This is a genomic window from Pseudomonas sp. ABFPK, assembly GCF_001586765.1.
Lineage (GTDB): Bacteria > Pseudomonadota > Gammaproteobacteria > Pseudomonadales > Pseudomonadaceae > Aquipseudomonas > Aquipseudomonas asiatica.
In genome coordinates this window covers 227,410-247,125 of sequence record NZ_LQXW01000012.1, presented here as the reverse complement: position 1 = coordinate 247,125, position 19,716 = coordinate 227,410, and the positions used below count along the sequence as shown (strand labels likewise).

The 19,716-nt window shown below is 61.1% G+C and carries 20 protein-coding genes, 1 tRNA gene and 1 pseudogene; 10 read left to right on the top strand and 12 right to left on the bottom strand.

Features of this window, described 5'->3' with window-relative positions:
* Nucleotides 1–50: 50 nt before the first annotated feature.
* From WM94_RS28940 to WM94_RS10295, 4 genes and pseudogenes are all read left to right on the top strand, one after another.
* A pseudogene (locus tag WM94_RS28940) lies at nucleotides 51–317 on the top strand (T6SS immunity protein Tdi1 domain-containing protein); the annotation flags it as partial.
* Nucleotides 314–469 (top strand): HNH endonuclease domain-containing protein, encoded by a 156-nt coding sequence (locus WM94_RS31095; protein WP_082810545.1) that lies wholly within the window; start codon nucleotides 314–316, stop codon nucleotides 467–469. The pseudogene WM94_RS28940 and the gene WM94_RS31095, both read left to right, overlap by 4 nt.
* The gene (locus WM94_RS30075) at nucleotides 459–965 is read left to right on the top strand and encodes a hypothetical protein (protein ID WP_156485954.1); all 507 of its coding nucleotides are present in this window, start codon (nucleotides 459–461) and stop codon (nucleotides 963–965) included. Before WM94_RS31095 ends, WM94_RS30075 begins: the two co-directional genes overlap by 11 nt.
* Nucleotides 966–1,042: 77 nt before the next feature.
* Entirely contained in the window at nucleotides 1,043–1,570 is a 528-nt protein-coding gene (locus WM94_RS10295; protein WP_061551115.1) for a hypothetical protein, read from the top strand.
* A 489-nt stretch (nucleotides 1,571–2,059) separates the two neighbouring features.
* On the opposite strand, the gene WM94_RS10290 is transcribed toward WM94_RS10295, so the two are convergent.
* The 7 genes from WM94_RS10290 to WM94_RS10260 form a co-directional block, all read right to left on the bottom strand.
* Nucleotides 2,060–2,135, bottom strand: a tRNA-Gly gene (locus tag WM94_RS10290).
* 64 nt (nucleotides 2,136–2,199) lie between these two features.
* On the bottom strand, nucleotides 2,200–2,760 hold the full coding sequence (gene pgsA, locus WM94_RS10285; RefSeq protein ID WP_025339908.1) for a CDP-diacylglycerol--glycerol-3-phosphate 3-phosphatidyltransferase: 561 nt from the start codon (nucleotides 2,758–2,760) through the stop codon (nucleotides 2,200–2,202).
* A 32-nt stretch (nucleotides 2,761–2,792) separates the two neighbouring features.
* Complete coding sequence (gene uvrC / locus WM94_RS10280; RefSeq protein WP_013973365.1) at nucleotides 2,793–4,616, bottom strand: excinuclease ABC subunit UvrC; 1,824 nt, start codon at nucleotides 4,614–4,616, stop codon at nucleotides 2,793–2,795.
* A 6-nt stretch (nucleotides 4,617–4,622) separates the two neighbouring features.
* A complete protein-coding gene (uvrY, locus tag WM94_RS10275) occupies nucleotides 4,623–5,261 on the bottom strand; it encodes a UvrY/SirA/GacA family response regulator transcription factor (protein ID WP_015271036.1) in 639 nt (212 codons plus the stop codon).
* 63 nt (nucleotides 5,262–5,324) lie between these two features.
* On the bottom strand, nucleotides 5,325–5,714 hold the full coding sequence (locus tag WM94_RS10270) for a helix-turn-helix domain-containing protein (protein ID WP_061551114.1): 390 nt from the start codon (nucleotides 5,712–5,714) through the stop codon (nucleotides 5,325–5,327).
* A gap of 117 nt (nucleotides 5,715–5,831) precedes the next feature.
* Nucleotides 5,832–6,263 carry a GNAT family N-acetyltransferase gene (locus WM94_RS10265; protein WP_015271038.1) on the bottom strand — a complete coding sequence of 144 codons (432 nt, stop codon included), beginning with the start codon at nucleotides 6,261–6,263 and terminating at the stop codon, nucleotides 5,832–5,834.
* 142 nt (nucleotides 6,264–6,405) lie between these two features.
* On the bottom strand, nucleotides 6,406–6,792 hold the full coding sequence (locus tag WM94_RS10260) for a DUF488 domain-containing protein (protein WP_061551113.1): 387 nt from the start codon (nucleotides 6,790–6,792) through the stop codon (nucleotides 6,406–6,408).
* A gap of 128 nt (nucleotides 6,793–6,920) precedes the next feature.
* Here WM94_RS10260 and WM94_RS10255 point away from each other — a divergent pair, with 128 nt between their 5' ends.
* Nucleotides 6,921–8,537, top strand: coding sequence for an inorganic phosphate transporter (locus tag WM94_RS10255; RefSeq protein WP_061551112.1), 1,617 nt, complete (start codon nucleotides 6,921–6,923; stop codon nucleotides 8,535–8,537).
* A gap of 132 nt (nucleotides 8,538–8,669) precedes the next feature.
* On the opposite strand, the gene WM94_RS10250 is transcribed toward WM94_RS10255, so the two are convergent.
* From WM94_RS10250 to WM94_RS10240, 3 genes are all read right to left on the bottom strand, one after another.
* The gene (locus tag WM94_RS10250; RefSeq protein ID WP_015271041.1) at nucleotides 8,670–9,365 is read right to left on the bottom strand and encodes a glutathione S-transferase N-terminal domain-containing protein; all 696 of its coding nucleotides are present in this window, start codon (nucleotides 9,363–9,365) and stop codon (nucleotides 8,670–8,672) included.
* Between the two features lie 87 nt (nucleotides 9,366–9,452).
* Nucleotides 9,453–9,950 (bottom strand): PaaI family thioesterase, encoded by a 498-nt coding sequence (locus tag WM94_RS10245; RefSeq protein WP_061551111.1) that lies wholly within the window; start codon nucleotides 9,948–9,950, stop codon nucleotides 9,453–9,455.
* A gap of 61 nt (nucleotides 9,951–10,011) precedes the next feature.
* Nucleotides 10,012–11,391, bottom strand: coding sequence for an amino acid permease (locus tag WM94_RS10240; protein WP_061551110.1), 1,380 nt, complete (start codon nucleotides 11,389–11,391; stop codon nucleotides 10,012–10,014).
* Between the two features lie 255 nt (nucleotides 11,392–11,646).
* On the opposite strand from WM94_RS10240, the gene gcvA reads away from it, so the two are divergent.
* Both gcvA and WM94_RS10230 read left to right on the top strand, forming a co-directional pair.
* Nucleotides 11,647–12,543: a transcriptional regulator GcvA gene (gcvA, locus tag WM94_RS10235; protein WP_015271044.1), complete on the top strand. Its 897-nt coding sequence runs from the start codon at nucleotides 11,647–11,649 to the stop codon at nucleotides 12,541–12,543.
* Nucleotides 12,544–12,778: 235 nt separating this feature from the next.
* Complete coding sequence (locus WM94_RS10230; RefSeq protein WP_061551109.1) at nucleotides 12,779–14,032, top strand: aspartate aminotransferase family protein; 1,254 nt, start codon at nucleotides 12,779–12,781, stop codon at nucleotides 14,030–14,032.
* A 12-nt stretch (nucleotides 14,033–14,044) separates the two neighbouring features.
* Here WM94_RS10230 and WM94_RS10225 read toward each other — a convergent pair whose 3' ends face one another.
* On the bottom strand, nucleotides 14,045–14,347 hold the full coding sequence (locus WM94_RS10225) for a hypothetical protein (protein ID WP_061551108.1): 303 nt from the start codon (nucleotides 14,345–14,347) through the stop codon (nucleotides 14,045–14,047).
* Nucleotides 14,348–14,592: 245 nt separating this feature from the next.
* On the opposite strand from WM94_RS10225, the gene WM94_RS10220 reads away from it, so the two are divergent.
* Nucleotides 14,593–15,018, top strand: a complete 426-nt coding sequence (locus WM94_RS10220; RefSeq protein ID WP_061551107.1) for a hypothetical protein — start codon at nucleotides 14,593–14,595, stop codon at nucleotides 15,016–15,018.
* Nucleotides 15,019–15,091: 73 nt separating this feature from the next.
* Entirely contained in the window at nucleotides 15,092–17,203 is a 2,112-nt protein-coding gene (gene fusA, locus WM94_RS10215; protein ID WP_013973378.1) for an elongation factor G, read from the top strand.
* Nucleotides 17,204–17,315: 112 nt separating this feature from the next.
* On the opposite strand, the gene WM94_RS10210 is transcribed toward fusA, so the two are convergent.
* Nucleotides 17,316–18,758: a SulP family inorganic anion transporter gene (locus WM94_RS10210; RefSeq protein WP_061551106.1), complete on the bottom strand. Its 1,443-nt coding sequence runs from the start codon at nucleotides 18,756–18,758 to the stop codon at nucleotides 17,316–17,318.
* 164 nt (nucleotides 18,759–18,922) lie between these two features.
* Here WM94_RS10210 and WM94_RS10205 point away from each other — a divergent pair, with 164 nt between their 5' ends.
* Nucleotides 18,923–19,657 carry a secretin N-terminal domain-containing protein gene (locus WM94_RS10205; protein WP_061551188.1) on the top strand — a complete coding sequence of 245 codons (735 nt, stop codon included), beginning with the start codon at nucleotides 18,923–18,925 and terminating at the stop codon, nucleotides 19,655–19,657.
* Nucleotides 19,658–19,716: the final 59 nt, after the last annotated feature.

Here is a 19,716-nt window from a genome sequence, read left to right as displayed (position 1 = left end):
AATTCGAAACATTCTATCTACAGGTATGCAGTGAACCAGATAACTACGACACCTCCGACTCAAATGGCAAACCTTTATTCAAGCGCGCCTTGAAGAAATACGGCCCACTAGCCCCGGATGAAATGTACGGTTTCGAACCCACTCTTGTGGCCGGAGGAAAACCAACCTTGGACAATCTTTGCAAATTAAAACTCGATCCCCATCTTCTAATCCTGCGTAGCTTCGACACACCGAAACTACCTGGAACTGATACTGATCAGCTTCGAAAACGATATCGATTTCGACTACCTGCTCGACAAACTCGTATTCGGGTATGATCGAGGATATGCAACACCAAGAGTACGACATTCACCATATCAAGCCAAGAGAATACGGCGGTGACAATACTTTCTGGAATTTAGTATCCGTACAGCGCAAGACGCACCAAGAACTCTTCAACACATTCTGGCGAAACCACAATGAACTCTAACAAGTTAACCACTGTAATTAGCAGACTAAAAAACAAATGGTCATCACCACAAATAGCCTACCATCATAAAGAAAAGTGCCCATTCCTTCTGGCCTGCACTTTTTCAAGCGGACTCAGCGATAGAGAAATTTCTGACCTTACACCCAGTTTCCCCAATGAACTCTTAGCACTATGGCGACTCAGCAAAAAATCCGAACTCTTTAAAGATAACCTATATGGACAATGGGGGATCGAAATGCTCACCCCGGAAGAATCCATCACCGAAACTGAAAAACTGCGACATACCCGAAGCGATGAAACACTAGCAGGCGACATCGTCGTCGGCCGACTTTATGGCGACTCCGAATTATTAATACTTACCAAAAATGGTGAAATTTTTGCCTGCACACCTCTTGACCACAGACACGAATGGATAAAAGCAGCGGGATCATTATCGGAGTTTATGGAGAAAATAGCCGACGCAGAGGGCGCCAAATTTTGGGAAACCTCCCACTAAGCGAAAGGGCGATCAACAGACATCCAGCAGTATGTCTGTTACCGCCAAATAAAACCACCTGTCCGCAGGAGAAAAACATGGAACTTCCTTTCGCAAAATTCCAAGCCCAATACACCAAGATGCAAAGTGGTGCAATTAATAAATCCCCCGTACTTTCCGACGTACGAAGCAAAACCTGCTTATTGCCACCCTACAAAAACAACAAGGCAGAGTTCTACAATACGCTATACCACATCCCAACCCTGCATAAGCACCTTGCATTCTTTGGACACGACTTCACCGGATGTTTTTTTGTCAATACAGAGGACTCCTCCATCGGATACATGTTTGAAAACGACGAACTGACCAACACCACATATTGCAACTCCACAATAAACCTCTTCATAACCTTTCACAACCTATTTATAAACCTAATAACCAGAATAATGAGCATTGAAATATTAGATATCAACAAGCAGATCGCCACACTTCAAAAATTTTATTCCGAAATAGACAGCAAAGCCATGGCCAAGGAGGACAACTTTTGGGTCATGCGCCTCTATGAGTTATCAGAAGAATTTTTTCCGCTGGATGACTCGAGAATAAAGCTCTACCAATCACTATAACAAGCACAACTAGAGATCTCACATATGGACACGCTCGGGGACAAAAAGCGGTACTTCATAGAGAACTTTTAAACACGAACAGGGTAATCGGCGAGTCAACATCCAACAACAGAGGCAACAAATATAATTCTTTCAGTCAGTCCAGGACCGATGAGCGGGTTGCGTACTTCAAGCAGGCATCACACTCCTCTTAACAGCTGGGCCGGTGGCAGCTGGGGCTTGATGAAGAGCTCGGAGACCACACCCCACACCTCGTCCGAGTATTCGTAACGCTTAGCCATCACAGAATGCCTTTCCGTCGATGCCGGGGGACTCTGCAAAGTTTCAGCGTTCGAGGGGCGGTGATTGGGTTACTTGGGATTTCGTAGAAAGCCTGGATAGGCCCGAATGCCCACGGATCCTGATGGATCTGACTGAAACAAAAAAAGACGCCGAAGCGTCTTTTTTCAATGATTTACAGACTTCCGTGGAACCCTGCAAATCTATATTTGGAGCGGGAAACGAGACTCGAACTCGCGACCCCGACCTTGGCAAGGTCGTGCTCTACCAACTGAGCTATTCCCGCGTCGTGATGGGTGCCATTCTAGCGATTTCTAAAACAGCGTCAACCCCTTGATTCAAAAAAACTTTTATTTCTGCTCCGAGCCTTCGCGCAGGTGCGGCCAGGCGGCCAGCAGGTAGTGCACCATCGACCACAGCGTCAGCCCCGCCGCCACCAGCAGCAGCGCGTAGCCGAGGATTACCCAGAAGGTCACCGCCGGCGGGTTGCCCAGCAGGATCACCAGCGCCAGCATCTGTGCCGCAGTTTTCCACTTGCCGAGGTTGGACACCGCCACATGCGCCCGCGCGCCCAGTTCGGCCATCCACTCGCGCAGCGCCGAAACCACGATCTCGCGGCCGATGATCACCGCGGCCGGCAGGGTCAGCCAGAAGTTGGCGTGGGTCTGCACCAGCAGCACCAGGGCCACCGCCACCATCAGCTTGTCGGCCACTGGGTCGAGGAAGGCACCGAACGGCGTGCTCTGCTGAAGACGACGCGCCAGGTAGCCATCCAGCCAGTCAGTGGCGGCGGCAACGGCGAACACACTGCTGGCGGCCATGTAGCTCCAGTGATAGGGCACATAGAACAGCAGGATGAAGATCGGGATGAGCAGGACGCGTAGAACGGTGAGCAGGTTTGGAATATTCATCGGTACGACTGGCCGCAAGTTGAGCCCGCATTCTACTCGCTATGCAGGCTGGCATAAATCGACTCGGCAAGCTTTTTACTGATGCCGGGTGCTTTGGCGATTTCATCGACACTGGCGCGGTTGAGCTCCTGCAGGCCGCCGAAATGTTTCAGCAGGTCGCGCCGGCGCTTGGGCCCTACCCCGGCCACATCCTCCAGGCTGGACACCCGGCGGGCCTTGCCGCGGCGGGCGCGGTGGCCGGTGATGGCGAAACGGTGGGCCTCGTCGCGGATCTGCTGGATCAGGTGCAAGGCCGGTGAGTCGCCCTTGAGGGTGAACTCGTGGTGCACGTCGTTCAGGTACAGGGTTTCGAAACCGGCCTTGCGCGTCACGCCCTTGGCCACGCCAAGCAGGGTCAGGTCGCTGAAGCCCAGCTCCTGCATCACGTCACGGGCCATGTTCAGCTGGCCCTTGCCGCCGTCCACCAGCAGCACGTCGGGCAGCTTGCCCTCGCCATCCTTGATGCGCCCGTAACGGCGGGTCAGGGCCTGGTGCATGGCGGCATAGTCGTCACCAGCGGTGACGCCTTCGATGTTGAAGCGGCGGTAGTCGGACTTGAGCGGGCCTTCGGGGCCGAACACCACGCAGCTGGCCACGGTGGCTTCGCCGCTGGAATGGCTGATGTCGTAGCACTCCAGGCGCTGCGGCACCTCGTCCAGGCCCAGCACCTCGGCCAAGGCCTCGAAACGTGCGGCCATGTGCTGGCGGTTGGCCAGGCGGGCATTGAGCGCCTGCTCGGCGTTGGTCACCGCCAGCTGCTGCCAGCGGGCGCGGGTACCGCGTACCCGGTGGCTGATGGTCAGCTCGCGGCCGCGCAAGGTCTGCAGGGCTTCGCTGATGGCTGCGAAATCTTCGTGCACCACGTTGACGATCAGTTCGCCCGGCAATTCGCGCTCGGCATTGCCCAGGTAATACTGGGAGAGGAAAGCGGCCATCACTTCGGCCACCTCCTCCTCGATGCCCACCTGCGGGAAGAAGTTCTTGCTACCCAGCACCCGCCCGCCGCGCACGCTGATCAGGTGCACGCAGGCGCCACCGGGGTTGACGAAGGCGGCGATAACGTCGACGTCGCCGCTGCCGCCTTCGATGTACTGCTGGTCCTGAACGCGCCGCAGCAAGGCGATCTGGTCGCGCAACTCGGCAGCCTTCTCGAAATTGAGGGCCATGGCGGCCTTCTCCATCTCGGCATTGAGCTCGTTGCCCAGTTGCTGGCTGCGCCCTTCGAGGAACATCACCGAGTGGCGCACGTCCTCGGCATATTCCTCGGCGGTCACCAGGCCCGTGCAGGGCCCTTTGCAGCGTTTGATCTGGTACTGCAGGCATGGCCGGGTGCGGTTGGCGTAGTAGCTGTCTTCGCACTGGCGCACCGAAAAGGCCTTTTGCAGCAGGCTGAGGCTTTCGCGAATGGCGCCGGCGCTGGGGTACGGGCCAAAGTAGCGGCCCTTGGCCTTCTTCGCCCCACGGTGAATGCCCAGCCGCGGGAACTCGCCGTCGGAAAGGAACACGTAGGGGTAGGATTTGTCATCGCGCAGCAGGATGTTGTACGGCGGCCGCCACTCCTTGATCAGGTTCTGCTCCAGCAGCAGCGCCTCGGTTTCGTTGGCGGTGATGGTGGTTTCGACCTGGGCGATGCGGGCCACCAGCGCGGCGGTCTTGGGCGCCAGGCCGGTCTTGCGGAAATAGCTGGCCAGGCGCTTCTTGAGGTTCTTGGCCTTGCCCACATAAAGCAGCCGGGCTTCGCCGTCGAACATCCGGTAGACGCCCGGGCGACCACTGCAGGTAGCCAGGAATGCGCTGGCATCGAAAACTTGGGACATGAGGTTTTACAGGCTTGCGTCGACCATGCCGTGGCGAACGGCCAGCAAGGTCAGTTCGACGTCGCTGGTGACCGAGAGTTTTTCAAAGATCCGATAACGGTAAGTATTGACGGTCTTGGGCGAGAGGCACAACTTGTCGGAGATGATCTGCACTTTCTGGCAGCCGACGATCATCAGGGCAATCTGGATTTCCCGTTCCGACAAGGCATCGAACGGCGAGCCCTGTGGCTGGAATGGCTTCAGCGCCATCTGCTGGGCAATCTGGGGGCTGATGTAGCGCTGGCCGGCGAAGGCCAGGCGGATGGCCTGGACCATTTCGTCAAGGCCGGCGCCTTTGGTCAGGTAGCCAGCAGCGCCGGCCTGCAGCAGGCGTGTGGGGAACGGGTCTTCCTCGCACACGGTCACGGCAACCACCTTGATGTCCGGGTGGCTGCGCAGCAGCTTGCGGGTGGCCTCCAGGCCGCCGATGCCGGGCATTTTCACGTCCATCAGCACCACATCCGGCTTCAGTTCACGGGCCAGCCTGAGTGCCGACTCGCCCGAATCGCCCTCACCCACCACCTGCAGGCCATCGATGTCGGCCAGCATGCGTGTAATACCGGTTCGTACCAGATCGTGATCGTCGACCACTAAGACCCTAATCAAGCACACACCTCGTCAGCAGGGCGATTGGATCCCGCCACCTTAACAAAATTTTTCACGGCGGACCTAACGCATTCCTTCCGTAAGAAACCCCTGACGTTCAACCGTAAGCGGCCTCACTGTCTGCCAGGATTTGTCGTTGTTGGTCAAACGCCGCAACAAGTGCCAGAGTGCTGCCTGATCGTCGCACGACAACTGCCGGAAAGCCCCCAGCAAACCGAACTCGTCGGCGCTCAGCCCCTCGAGCGGTGCCGGGGTGCGGATACCGCTGAGCACATAGAGTGCATCCACGCCCCGGGTTGCCAATGCCGCCAGGTAATCGACCCGCGGCGAGCGTTCACCACTCTCGTATTTGCCCTGGGCATTGGGTTCGACCCCACCGATATCGCCAAACACGCGCTGGGTCATCCCCAGACGCTCACGCTCTTCCCGCAGCCGCGGACCGATTCCATTCATGGGGGGCTCCTTATCCCTGATCACACTCATGTACGGCCTACCCACCTGCAGGCAGCCGTGAACGCCTGAGTTCACTATGCCGATGCTCACCAGTCGCGACAAGCCATCATTGAGCTATTAGTCGATCGTGCGCTGCATGCGCACAAAGCATTCGTCCTCACCCATTTCGACGAAGCCGTGGCGCTGGTAGAGCACGCGCGCCGGGTTGCTGCGAAACACCATCAGCCGCAGCAGCGGCAGGTGCCGCTGGCGGGCCCACAGTGCCAACTGCTCCAGCACCCAGCTGCCGACCCCACGCCGACGGTGCTCGGGTAACAGGTGCAACTCGCGGATGAACAGCGCCTGGCGGTCCTGGCTGAGGCTGCAGAAGCCGAGTACCGCGTCGCCTTCGGTCACCAGCCACTGCTCGCGCCAGCCCCAGGCTTCGTCGAAGGCTTCCTCTAGCCACAGCAGGTCGTATTCGCGGTAGTACGGCAGCATGGCGCGGCGCGTGAGGTCGCGGGCAAAGGTGCGGTGGGTGTCGTTGGCGGGGGTCAGTTTCAGGGACATCACATTTCATACTCTTCGGTTTGCCAGGCCCGGCCCTATCGCCGGCAAGCCAGCTCCCACAGGTACAGCGATAGCCTTGAAGGCAGCGCAGTACCTGTGGGAGCTGGCTTGCCGGCGATAGGGCCAGTACAACGAACACCAATCATTGGGCGTAGCACACGGGCGAACTGCCGGGCCCACGCCGGTCCAGTTCATCTTCCAGCCATTCGGCCAGCACCCGGGCATTGTTGTGCTCGGTATCCTTGCCCGCATAAAGCAATGTCAGCGTGCCCTTTCCGGCCAGGTCCAGCAGCGGATACCAGTGCTCGGGGTGGGCCGCCAGCTCTTGCTGGTAACGCTCGGTGAAGCCGGCGAAATCCACTTCACCCTGGTGAAACGCCTTGCGCAACTCATCCGAGGGTGCAACTTCGCGCAACCACTGCCCGTGCAGGTCTTCCTTGCGCTTGTTACGCGGCCACAGGCGATCGACCAGCACGCGCTGGCCGTCGTCTTGCTCAACCGCATCGTAGACACGCTTGCAGCGAATCATGGGTTTCTCCTGCCACTACCGTCCGTCTTGAGCCTAGATAAATCATTGATCGAGGTCACGGCCGGGTTACGAATTGTTTCTATGCTCAAGGCCTTCGGCACCCTTGCCCCACCCCGACCGGAGCCACCATGGCAACCCCCTCACTGGCCAGCCTGCCGCAACTGGCCCAACGCGATGCCCGCCCGCAACTTGCCCACAAGCCCGGGCGAGCCACCCTGGTGTTGTTCTTCGGCCTGCTGCTGGCCGGTATCGCCTACACCGCCTGGAGCCTGAAGCAGGATGTGACGGCCAGCGGCACGGTAATCACCACGGTCACGCCATTCCTGCTGCTGGGCCTGGCATTGCTGATTGCACTGGGCTTCGAGTTCGTCAATGGCTTCCATGACACTGCCAACGCAGTGGCCACCGTCATCTACACCCACTCGTTGCCTGCCCCCGTCGCCGTGGTCTGGTCCGGGCTGTGCAACTTCCTCGGCGTGCTGCTTTCCAGTGGCGCGGTGGCGTTCGGCATCATCGCCCTGCTGCCGGTGGAGCTGATTCTGCAGGTCGGCTCCTCGGCCGGTTTCGCCATGGTCTTCGCCCTGCTGCTGGCAGCGATCATCTGGAACCTCGGCACCTGGTGGCTGGGCCTGCCGGCCTCATCCTCGCACACCCTGATCGGTTCGATCATCGGCGTGGGCGTGGCCAATGCCCTGATGCATGGGCGCGACGGCACCAGTGGCGTGGACTGGGCCCAGGCCAGCAAGGTCGGTTATGCCCTGCTGTTCTCGCCACTGCTCGGCTTTGCCTGTGCCGCCCTCTTGCTGCTGGCACTGCGCGCGCTGGTCAAGCGCAAAGCGCTGTACCAGGCGCCGGAAGGCCAGACACCGCCACCGTGGTGGATCCGCGGCGTACTGATCCTGACCTGCACCGGGGTGTCCTTTGCTCATGGCTCCAACGACGGCCAGAAAGGCATGGGCCTGATCATGCTGATCCTGGTTGGCACCCTGCCGATGGCTTACGCATTGAACAAGACCATGCCCAATGAACAGGCCCTGCAGTTTTCCGCGGTCGCCGAGGTAACCCGCCAGGCACTGGTGCGCGGCGCCCCGCAAGCAGCACCGGCCGACCCACGCCAGGTGCTGACCACGTTCATTGCCGAGCCCAGGGCCAACCCGCAACTGATACCGGCGCTGGCGGCGCTGACCGGCATGATCGGCGAAGAGGTCAAAGGTTATGGCTCGCTCAAGCGGGTACCGGCGGAAGCCATGGCCAACGTGCGCAACGACATGTACCTGACCAGCGAAGCCATCCGCCTGATCGAGAAGAACCAGCTGGTGGTATTCGATGCAGGTACACGCAGCCAGGTGCTGCTGTTCAAGACCCAGCTGGATGATGCCACCCGCTACATCCCGCTGTGGGTGAAAGTGGCCGTGGCCATCGCACTGGGGCTGGGCACCATGGTCGGCTGGCGGCGCATCGTGGTGACGGTAGGCGAGAAGATCGGCAAGACCCACCTCAGCTATGCCCAGGGGGCTTCGGCCGAAGTGGTGGCAATGTGTACCATTGGTGCGGCGGACATGTTCGGGTTGCCGGTGTCGACTACCCATGTGCTGAGTTCCGGGGTGGCCGGGACCATGGTGGCCAACGGGTCGGGGATTCAGAAGCGCACGCTGGTCAACCTGCTGATGGCCTGGGTGCTGACCTTGCCAGCAGCAATGCTGTTGGCCGGCAGCCTGTACTGGCTGCTGCACCACATTTTCTGAGCCTGAAAACAGTTTCGCCTTCACTGGCCCTATCGCCGGCAAGCCAGCTCCCACAGGAACACCACAGACCTCAAGCCCTGTGCATTACCTGTGGGAGCCGGCTTGCCGGCGATAGGGCCCTTACAGCCAACCTCAACCTGGAATTTTCAGCCCGCGTTGCACGGCCGGCCGCTCGAGGAACGCCGCCAGCACCCGCTGCACTTCCTTGAACTGATCGAAGCCTACCAAATCTCGGGCGTTGTAACGCTCAACCAGGTTACGCACCCACGGGAAGATCGCGATATCGGCAATGCTATACTCGTCGACCATCCATTCCCGGCCTTTCAGATGCCGGTCCAGAACACCGAGCAGGCGCTTGGACTCGTTGACATAACGGTCCCGCGGGCGCTTGTCCTCGTATTCCTTGCCAGCAAAGAAATGGAAGAACCCGACCTGGCCAAACATCGGCCCGATGCCACCCATCTGGAACATCAGCCACTGCAAGGTCTGGTAACGCTGGGCCGGGTCCTGGCTGAGCAACTGGCCGCTCTTCTCTGCCAGGTACTGCAGGATCGCCCCCGACTCGAACAGCGGCAGCGGCCGGCCGCCAGGGCCATTGGGGTCGAGGATGGCGGGGATCTTGTTGTTGGCGCTGAGCGAGATGAACTCGGGGCTCAGCTGGTCATCGTTGTCGAAGCTGACCTTGTGCGGCTCATAGGCCAGGCCGATCTCTTCGAGCATGATCGACACCTTGACGCCGTTGGGCGTCGGCAACGAATACAGCTGCAGGCGCTCGGGGTGTCTGGCGGGCCACTTGCGGGTAATGGGGAAAGCACTGAGATCGGTCATGATCAACCTTGCCTGGGGAATGAACCTCTCACTCTAGAGACATCCCCGGCCGCTGACCATCACCGACCACTCATCAGCACCGGCGGCTCAGGCCTGGCCGTGGGCCTTGAGCTTGAGCTTTTCGGTATCGACGCGAACGAACACCGAGTCGGCAGTCACTGTCAGCACATCGTCGGCCCAGACTTCGCAAATCACCCGGGTCTTGCGCCCTACCTCACCTTCCACACGCGCCTTGAGCAACAATTCGACACCCATGGGCGTGGGCTTGAGATAGTTCAGGCCAAGGCTGCCAGTGACACAGTCGATGCGCGGCAGGCTGCCCGCTTCGCGACCTTCGTTGCGGTAGTGGTAAGCCATTGCCGTCCAGTTGGAGTGGCAGTCGACCAGCATCGCCAGCAGCCCGCCATAGACCAGGCCGGGCCAGCCGATGAAGGTGCTGTCGGGCGCGTGCCGGCACACCAGGTGGATGCCGTCGGCGTCCCAATGGCTTTGCAGGTGCAGGCCGCTGGGGTGGGAACAACCGCAGCCGTAGCAAGTGCCGTCGGGTGCGGCGAGGGCCTGGAGGGAAAGGGAGTGGTCGTTCATACGCTTCCTGTGCTTATTGATATGGGGGGGCGCGCAACGCCCCCACATTAAAACAGAAACATCAGGCCGTCTGGGCAACCACCCTGGCGCGCCGCTGGGTCAGCGAAACCAGCAGGATGAACGCGGTCACCCCGGCGGTCATCAGCGTCTCGTAGCGGTAGGCATCGCTGAACAGCATGTAGCCCAGCACCATGACGATGGTGCCGATCACCAGCCAGGTCAGCCATGGGAACAGCCACATCTTCAGCTCCAGCGTCCGCCCTTCGCGCTCGGCACGGGCCCGCATGCGCAGCTGCGAAACGGCAATCACCAGGTACACCAGCAAGGCGATGGCGCCGGTGGTGGACAGCAGGAAGCCGAATACCTTGCCCGGGAACACATAGTTGACGAAGCACCCGGCAAAGCCGGCCAGGGTCGAGAAGATGACCGCCACGGTCGGTACGCCCGAGCCGGAGATACGCTTGGTAACGCTCAGCGCCTGGCCACGGGCGCCCAGCGAATAGAGCATGCGCGACGCAGTGTACAGGCCCGAGTTCATGCAACTGGTCACGGCAACCAGCACCACGATATCCACCAGCAGCTTGGCGCCCGGCACGTTCAGCACTTCCAGCACGCGCTGGAACGAACCTACCGCTTTGAGGCCCGGGTCGTTCCACGCCACAAGCGACACCACAAGGAAGATCGACGCCAGGTAGAAGATGGCGATGCGGTACACCACCAGGTTGGTAGCGCGGCGGATCTTGTCTTTCGGGTTGGCGGTTTCGTCAGCGGCAATGGTGACGATTTCGGCACCGAAGAACGAGAAGATGGTGATCAGCACGCCACCGAGCACGGTGCCGAAACCGTTGGGCATGAAGCCGCCGTTGTCCCACAACCGGCTGACCCCGGACACCTCGGCCAGCGGCCAGACGCCGAACACCGCCAGGCTGCTGACCACGATGAAGGCGATGATCGCCACCACCTTGACCAGCGCGAACCAGTACTCGAAGGCACCGAAGTTCTTCACGCTGATCAGGTTGGTACCCGACAGCACCAGCATGATCAGGAAGGCGAACAGCCACGACGGCACGCCAGGGAAGTAGGCATGCAGGATGTCGGCGCCGGCAATGGCCTCGACCGGAATGATCAGTACCCAGAACCACCAGTACAGCCAGCCGATGGTAAAGCCCGCCCAAGGGCCGATGGCTTCGGAGGCATAGGTGGAAAACGAGCCGCTGTTGGGGTTGGCGATGGCCATTTCACCCAGCATGCGCATCACCAGCAAGACCAGCAGGCCAGTCATGGCGTAGGAGATGAGGATGGCCGGGCCGGCGGTGGCGATGGCGTTGGAAGAACCGATGAACAGGCCGGCGCCGATGATGCCGGCGATGGAGATCATGGATACCTGACGGGACGTCAGGCCGTGCTGCAGCGAACGCTGTTTGTTGTTTGGCGAAGCCATGAAGAACCCTCGAATGGGTCGGCCGCAGCGGGGCGGCTGAAGACTGGAGCAGAATTCTTATAAATTTCTGATGTTCGTTTTTGTTGTTTTGCAGATGCCGGAAGCGGGTACTGACCTCCTCTTCGCACGACCGGTTGTAATCGTTGATCCAGGTCAGTATTAATCTATAGGCCGAGGTCAACAAACGACCTTTTCGAAACACATGATTCCGTTATGGAATGAACTCCTTCCTTTTTTGCTCGGTATTTGCCCGTCATGTCCAAACGCCTGATGCCTTCGACCACCGCCCTTCAGTGCTTCGAAGCGGCCGCCCGCCACCTCAGCTTCACCCGCGCGGCCCAGGAACTGCACCTGACCCAGAGCGCCGTCAGCAAGCAGGTGGCGCAGCTCGAGGACATGCTGTCGCACTCGCTGTTCCAGCGCATTCGCCGGCGCCTGCACCTGACCCCGGCTGGCGCGCTGTACCTCACCGAAGTGAACAAGATCCTCACCCAGATCGACATTTCCAGCCGCTACATCCTCAGCTACGGCGACGAGACCGAAGTGCTGCGCATCGCCACCCAGCCCACCTTCGGCGCGCGCTGGCTGGTACCCCGGCTGAAGGGTTTTGGCGACCGCTACCCGCGCATTCACCTGGATATCCGCAACGAACTGGAGCCGTTCGACCTGGTGCAGGCCAAGGCCGACATTGCGTTTTTCTTCGGCCAGGGCACCTGGCCCGGGGCAACCTGCATCGAACTGTTCAGCGAGGAAGTGGTGCCGGTGTGCAGCCCGCAGCTGCTGGCCAACCACCGGTTCGACAGCGCCCAGGCGCTGACCGAGCACCGCCTGTTGCAGTGTGTGTCACGCCCGGAGGCCTGGCACGAATGGTTCCTGGGGCTGGGGCTGCATAGCCAGAACAGCTACCACGGGCCCCGCTTCGACACGTTCTACCTGTGCATCCGCGCAGCCATTGCCGGCTGCGGCATCGCCCTGATTCCGCGCTACCTGGTGGCCGAAGAGTTGAGCGAGGGCAAGCTGGTAGTGGCCTGGGACCACCCGGTGGCGAGCAACGGCCGGCACTTCATCGCCCATGCCGAGCATGCGGCCGAAGTGCCCAAGGTCAGGGCCTTCGTGCAGTGGATTCGGGAGCGGGTGGCCGAGGGGGACTGATATCACCTGGGCGGGCCTCTTCGCGGGTAAACCCGCTCCCACAGGGATCGCACACCTTTCAAGCGTGGCGCCGTACCTGTGGGAGCGGGTTCACCCGCGAAGAGGCCAGTGCTAGCAATACAAAATCAGCCAACATCAAGAATCCAGGGAATGACCGCAATCGAATAATTCGTTTGCGGAATAACCTGCCAACACGCTTGGATAATAAGAAATTCGAACAAAGGTCCGCGTGCCCATGAACCAGGAAAGTATCAGCCAATCCATTGCCATCGTTCACCCGATCACACTTTCCCATGGCCGTAATGCCGAAGTCTGGGACACCGACGGCAAACGTTACATCGACTTCGTCGGTGGTATCGGTGTACTCAACCTGGGCCACTGCAACCCGGCCGTGGTCGAGGCGATCCAGGCCCAGGCCGCTCGCCTTACCCACTACGCCTTCAACGCAGCCCCCCACGACCCATACCTGGCGCTGATGGAGCAACTGAGCCAGTTCGTACCGGTCAGCTACCCATTGGCCGGCATGCTCACCAACAGCGGCGCGGAAGCTGCGGAAAACGCCCTGAAAGTGGCCCGCGGTGCCACCGGCAAACGCGCCATCATCGCCTTCGACGGCGGCTTCCACGGTCGCACCCTGGCCACCCTGAACCTCAACGGCAAGGTCGCCCCGTACAAGCAGCGGGTCGGTGAATTGCCGGGGCCGGTGTACCACCTGCCCTACCCCAGCGCCGACACCGGGGTTACCTGCGAACAGGCCCTCAAGGCTATGGACCGCCTGTTCAGCGTCGAGCTGGCAGTGGAAGACGTGGCGGCGTTCATCTTCGAGCCGGTGCAGGGCGAAGGCGGCTTCCTCGCCCTTGACCCAGCCTTCGCCCAGGCCCTGCGCCGCTTCTGCGACGAGCACGGCATCCTGATCATCATCGACGAGATCCAGTCAGGTTTCGGCCGCACCGGCCAGCGCTTCGCCTTCCCGCGCTTAGGGCTCGAGCCCGACCTGCTGCTGTTGGCCAAGAGCATTGCTGGCGGCATGCCGCTGGGTGCGGTGGTCGGGCGCAAGGAGTTGATGGCAGCGCTGCCCAAGGGCGGCCTGGGTGGCACCTATTCAGGCAACCCGATCGCCTGTGCGGCAGCCCTGGCCAGCCTGGCGCAGATGACCGACGAGAACATCGCTACCTGGGGTGAGCGCCAGGAGCAGGCAATCGTGCGCCGCGTCGAGCATTGGAAGGCCTCGGGCCTGAGCCCGTTCATCGGCCGCCTGACCGGCGTCGGCGCCATGCGCGGGATCGAGTTCGTCAATGCCGACGGCAGCCCGGCACCGGCGCAACTGGCCAAGGTGATGGACGCGGCGCGCGCCAAGGGCCTGTTGCTGATGCCCAGCGGCAAGGCGCGGCACATCATCCGCCTGCTAGCACCGCTGACCATCGAAGCCGAAGTGCTCGAGGAGGGCCTGGATATCCTCGAGCAGTGCCTGGCGGAGCTGGGCTCCTGAGAAGAACGGGGCTTAAAGACCCAGTTCCTGCGGGGTGAGCATGTCGGACTCGAAGGCAATCCAGCCGCCTTCGAGTTCGGCGTGGCCGTTGACGATCGGGCCGTAGTAAGTCAGGCCGTTTTCCAGGGTCACGCAGATGTGCGTGGCGTTCTTTTCGGGGGCTGCGAGCGTACCGACGAAATGCACCTTCTTCAGCGTTTCGGTCACCGCTTCCAGGCCAACGCGCATGTTTGGGTTTTCCGAGGCTTCGGTGTCGCCGCCGCGGTCTTCGGCGCTGATGGTGATGGTGGCGATGTACGGGTACTTGGTGCTCAAGCGGGTTACCTCTGTGGGTGTGTAGGCGTATGGGCGCGTAGAGTACGGCAGGTGATCTCCATTGTCTCTACTGGCCTCTTCGCGGGTAAACCCGCTCCTACAGTGACCGCACATTGCCCAAGGCCTGCGCAGTACCTGTGGGAGCGGGTTTACCCGCGAAGAGGCCGGGCCTGCAAAAGGTGATCTGAATGCCCCGATCTGTTAGGGTGCCCGCCGATGCACGCCACACCACACGAGGATCCCGAGTGAGCGCCGAAGAACCCCTGATCGCCGACCTGTTCGAAGTCGACAAACGCCTGTCCCTCAAGCCCGTGGTGGACTTCAACAGCTACCTGCGCAACGCCTTCGGCGAAGGCCCGTGCCGTTGCCATCGCTGCACCGAAAAGGGCGACCAAGGCACCTACAGTCACGCCCACACCTTCACCTTCGACGGCCGCCAATGGCACCGCCGCTTTGCCAGCACCTCCGGCAGCGACGTCGCCCAGGCCCTGAAAAAGGCCTGGCTTTCGTACACCAAGGCCGATCTCAACCTGATCGGCGCACTGGACCTGGTCACTCTCAAGACCTTCACCGAAGCCGCCCTGCACACGCGCCTGCTGGCCCTGCTGCCAGCCAGCGGCCTGGCCCGCGAAGTGGATGGCCAGTGGCTGCTGCAAGCCCAGGCCGACTGACGGCCCGGCGGTAAAGCAGGATTCTCCCGTTCTGCTACCGTGGGAGAATCCGCTCATCCGCAGGTAGTCCGCCATGGCCCGTACAACGCCCATCGAGCTGTATCGCAATATCGGTATCGTCGCCCACGTGGACGCCGGCAAGACCACGACCACCGAGCGGATCCTGTTCTACACCGGGGTCAACCACAAGATGGGCGAAGTGCACGATGGTGCCGCGACCATGGACTGGATGGCCCAGGAGCAGGAGCGCGGCATCACCATCACCTCGGCGGCGACCACTGCCTTCTGGCAGGGCTCGACCAAGCAGTTCGCCCACAAGTACCGCTTCAACATCATCGACACCCCAGGCCACGTCGACTTCACCATCGAGGTGGAGCGCTCGCTGCGCGTGCTCGATGGCGCGGTAGTGGTGTTCAGCGGCGCGGACGGGGTCGAACCGCAGTCCGAGACCGTATGGCGCCAGGCCAACAAGTACCACGTGCCGCGCCTGGCCTACATCAACAAGATGGACCGCCAGGGCGCCGACTTCCTGCGCGTGGTCAAGCAGATCGACCAGCGCCTGGGCCACCACCCGGTGCCGATCCAGCTGGCCATCGGCAGTGAAGAGAACTTCATCGGCCAGATCGACCTGGTGAAGATGAAGGCCATCTACTGGAACGATGCCGACCAGGGCACCAGCTACCGCGAAGAAGACATCCCTGCCGAGCTGCAGGCGCTGGCCGACGAGTGGCGCGCGCACATGGTCGAGGCAGCGGCCGAGGCCAATGACGAGCTCACCATGAAGTTTCTCGAAGGTCAGGAACTGAGCGTCGACGAAATCAAGGCAGCACTGCGCCAACGCACCATCGCCAACGAAATCGTACCGACCATCCTCGGCTCGTCATTCAAGAACAAGGGCGTGCCACTGATGCTCGATGCGGTCATCGACTACCTGCCCGCCCCGTCGGAGATTCCGGCCATCAAGGGCACCGACCCGGATGACGAAGAAAAGCACCTGGAGCGCCACGCCGACGACAGCGAGCCGTTCTCGGCCCTGGCATTCAAGATCGCCACCGACCCGTTCGTCGGCACCCTGACCTTCGCCCGGGTCTACTCCGGCGTGCTCAGCTCCGGCAACGCGGTGCTCAACTCGGTCAAGGGCAAGAAGGAACGCATCGGCCGCATGGTGCAGATGCATGCCAACCAGCGGGCTGAAATCAAGGATGTGTGTGCCGGCGACATCGCCGCGCTGATCGGCATGAAGGACGTGACCACCGGCGACACCCTGTGCGACATGGACAAGCCGATCATCCTCGAGCGCATGGACTTCCCCGACCCGGTAATTTCCGTGGCGGTGGAGCCAAAGACCAAGGCCGATCAGGAAAAAATGGGCATCGCCCTGGGCAAGCTGGCCCAGGAGGACCCGTCATTCCGCGTGCGCACCGACGAGGAGACCGGCCAGACCATTATCTCGGGCATGGGCGAGTTGCACCTGGACATCATCGTCGACCGCATGCGCCGCGAGTTCAACGTCGAAGCCAACATCGGCAAGCCACAGGTGGCCTACCGAGAGAAAATCCGCAACACCTGCGAGATTGAGGGCCGCTTCGTCCGCCAGTCCGGCGGCCGGGGCCAGTACGGCCACTGCTGGATCCGCTTCGCCCCCGGCGACGAGGGCAAGGAAGGCCTGGAGTTCATCAACGAGATCGTTGGCGGCGTGGTCCCACGCGAATACATCCCGGCTATCCAGAAAGGCATCGAGGAGCAGATGAAGAACGGCGTGCTGGCCGGCTACCCGCTGATCAACCTGAAGGCGGCGGTGTTCGACGGCTCGTACCACGATGTCGACTCGAACGAAATGGCCTACAAGATCGCCGCCTCGATGGCCACCAAGCAGCTGTCGCAGAAAGGTGGGGCGGTGTTGCTGGAGCCGGTGATGAAGGTGGAAGTGGTGACCCCGGAGGAGTACCAGGGTGACATCCTCGGCGACCTGAGCCGGCGCCGCGGGATGATCCAGGACGGTGACGAAACGCCGGCCGGCAAGGTGATCCGTGCCGAGGTGCCGCTGGGCGAGATGTTCGGCTACGCCACCTCGATGCGCTCCATGACCCAGGGCCGGGCCAGCTTCTCGATGGAGTTCACCCGTTATGCCGAGGCACCGGCGAGCATTGCCGATGCCATCGTCAAGAAGAACCGCGGGGAGTGATTCGTTCGCCTGTGCTGGCCTCTTCGCGGCTAAAGCCGCTCCTACAGGGGATATGCGTTCCCTGTGGGAGCGGCTTTAGCCGCGAAGAGGCCAGCACAGGCAAAAACCCTTCTCAGTGCTGCTCCCCAGCCCGCTTCAGCAGCTTCTTGCAGCGCTCGGACAAATGCACCACCCGCAGTTGCTTGCCCGCCCTCGCATACCGCTCCCGCAAGGTCTTCAACGCCGCAATCGCCGAATAATCGACAAAGCTCAAATGCTGGCAATCCAGGGTCACCTTGTCCGGGTCGTTAGCCGGGTCGAACTGGTTCAGGAACACCGTAGTCGAGGCAAAGAACAGCGTGCCATGCACCTGGTAATGCTTGCCCTCCTCTGCATCCTCATGGCTGTCGGCATACAGCTCCCGCGCATGCTGCCAGGCAAAGTTCACCGCCGCAATGACGATGCCGAACAGCACCGCCACGGCCAGGTCGGTGAACACGGTGACCACGGTCACCGCAATGATCGCCAGCACATCGCTCAGCGGCACCTTGTGCAGTACCCGCAAAGACGCCCAGGCAAAGGTCTGCTGCGCCACCACGAACATCACCCCGACCAGCGCCGCCAGCGGAATACGCTCGATCAACGGCGACAGGAACAACACGAACAGCAAGACCATAATCCCGGCCACCACCCCCGATAGCCGACCACGGCCATTGGAGCTGAGGTTGATCATGGTCTGGCCGATCATCGCGCAACCACCCATGCCACCGCACAGGCCGGAAACCATGTTGGCCGCGCCCAGCGCCACGCACTCGCGGTCCGGGTAGCCACGGCTCTCGGTGATTTCATCGGTCAGGTTGAGCGTAAGCAGGGTCTCAAGCAGGCCGACCATGGCCATCAGCACCGCATAAGGGGCGATGATCTTGAGGGTCTCGAGGTTCCACGGCACGTCCGGCAGGGCCAGCTGCGGCAGGCCACCGGCGATGCGCGCCATATCGCCCAGGGTGCGTGTGGGCAGGCCAAGCAGGTACACCAGCAAACCAACGCCAAGGATCGCCACCAGCGCTGGCGGCACCGTACGGGTCAACTTCGGCAGCACGTAGACCACCGCCATGGTCAGCGCCACCAGTCCAATCATCAGGTACAGCGGCGTACCGCTGAGCCAGTGCCCGCCCTCCTTGAAGTGTTCCAGTTGGGCCAAGGCGATAACGATCGCCAGGCCGTTGACGAAGCCGAGCATCACCGGGTACGGCACCAACCGCACCAGCTTGCCCAGGCGCAGCAAGCCGAACAGGATCATCACTACGCCGCCCAGCAAAACCGTGGCCAGCAGGTACTGCGCACCGTGCTGCACCACCAGCGCAACGATCACTACCGCCATCGAGCCGGCGGCACCGGAAATCATCCCCGGTCGACCACCGAAAAGCGCCGTCAGGGTGCAGATGATGAAGGCGCCATACAGGCCCATCAGCGGGTTCAGGTGAGCCACCAGGGCAAAGGCGATGCACTCGGGCACCAAGGCGAACGAGGTGGTCAGGCCGGCGAGCACGTCGGCGCGAAGTCGGGCGGGTTTCATGGGCATCCTGTGAGGCAATCCGGGCGGACGGTACAAAAACAAGGGGCGCGATGTTACGGAATTTGTCTGACAGCGGCCACCGCTCAAGGGGTTCTGTAACGTGAAACCAGCAGAAGCTGGGCAAATTTGCCATCATGAACATTCCACCTGCGGAGATCATGGACATGCCGCTACGCCCCCTATTCGCCGCCTTGCTGCTGGCCGCCAGCCTCACCGCCCAGGCCGCCACCGAGGTATTGCCGCTACAACACCGCAGCAGCGCCGAACTGCTGCCCGCCGCCCAGGCATTCATCGGCAAGGACGGCACGGTCAGCGCCTTCGAGAACAAGCTGATCGTCAACGCCAGCCCCGAACGCATCGACGACCTGCGCACCCTGCTGCAACAACTGGATACCGCACCCAAGCGCCTGCTGATCAGCGTCGACAACAACGACAGCAACTTCCAGGACAACCGTGGCAACGCGCGCGTCATCCACTATGGCACCAGCAACCGTGACGGCGGCATGCAGCAGATTCAGGCCAGCGAAGGCCAGCCGGCGCTGATCCAGATTGGCCAGAGCATCCCGATCACCAGCACCAGCACCGACGGCTACGGGCGCATTCAGAGCAATACCGAATACCGCAACGTGACCCAGGGTTTCTACGTCACCCCCAGCTTGAGTGGCGATACGGTTCGTCTGCAAATAAGCACCAATAATGACCGTATCAGCCAGGAACGTGCTGATGTAGTGAAAGTGCAAAGCACCGACACGACAATCACTGGCAAGCTCGGAGAATGGATCACCCTGGCCGGCTACAACCAGCAGAGCCAAGCCGACCGTAGCGCCTCAAGCCACAGTTACATCACCCAACGGGGTGAAAACATGACTTTACGCGTCAAAGTCGACCTTCTCGACTGATCCCAGGCAATTCAAGGCCTCGACCAAAGGCCTTGAAACTGACTGCCAAGTCGTATTAG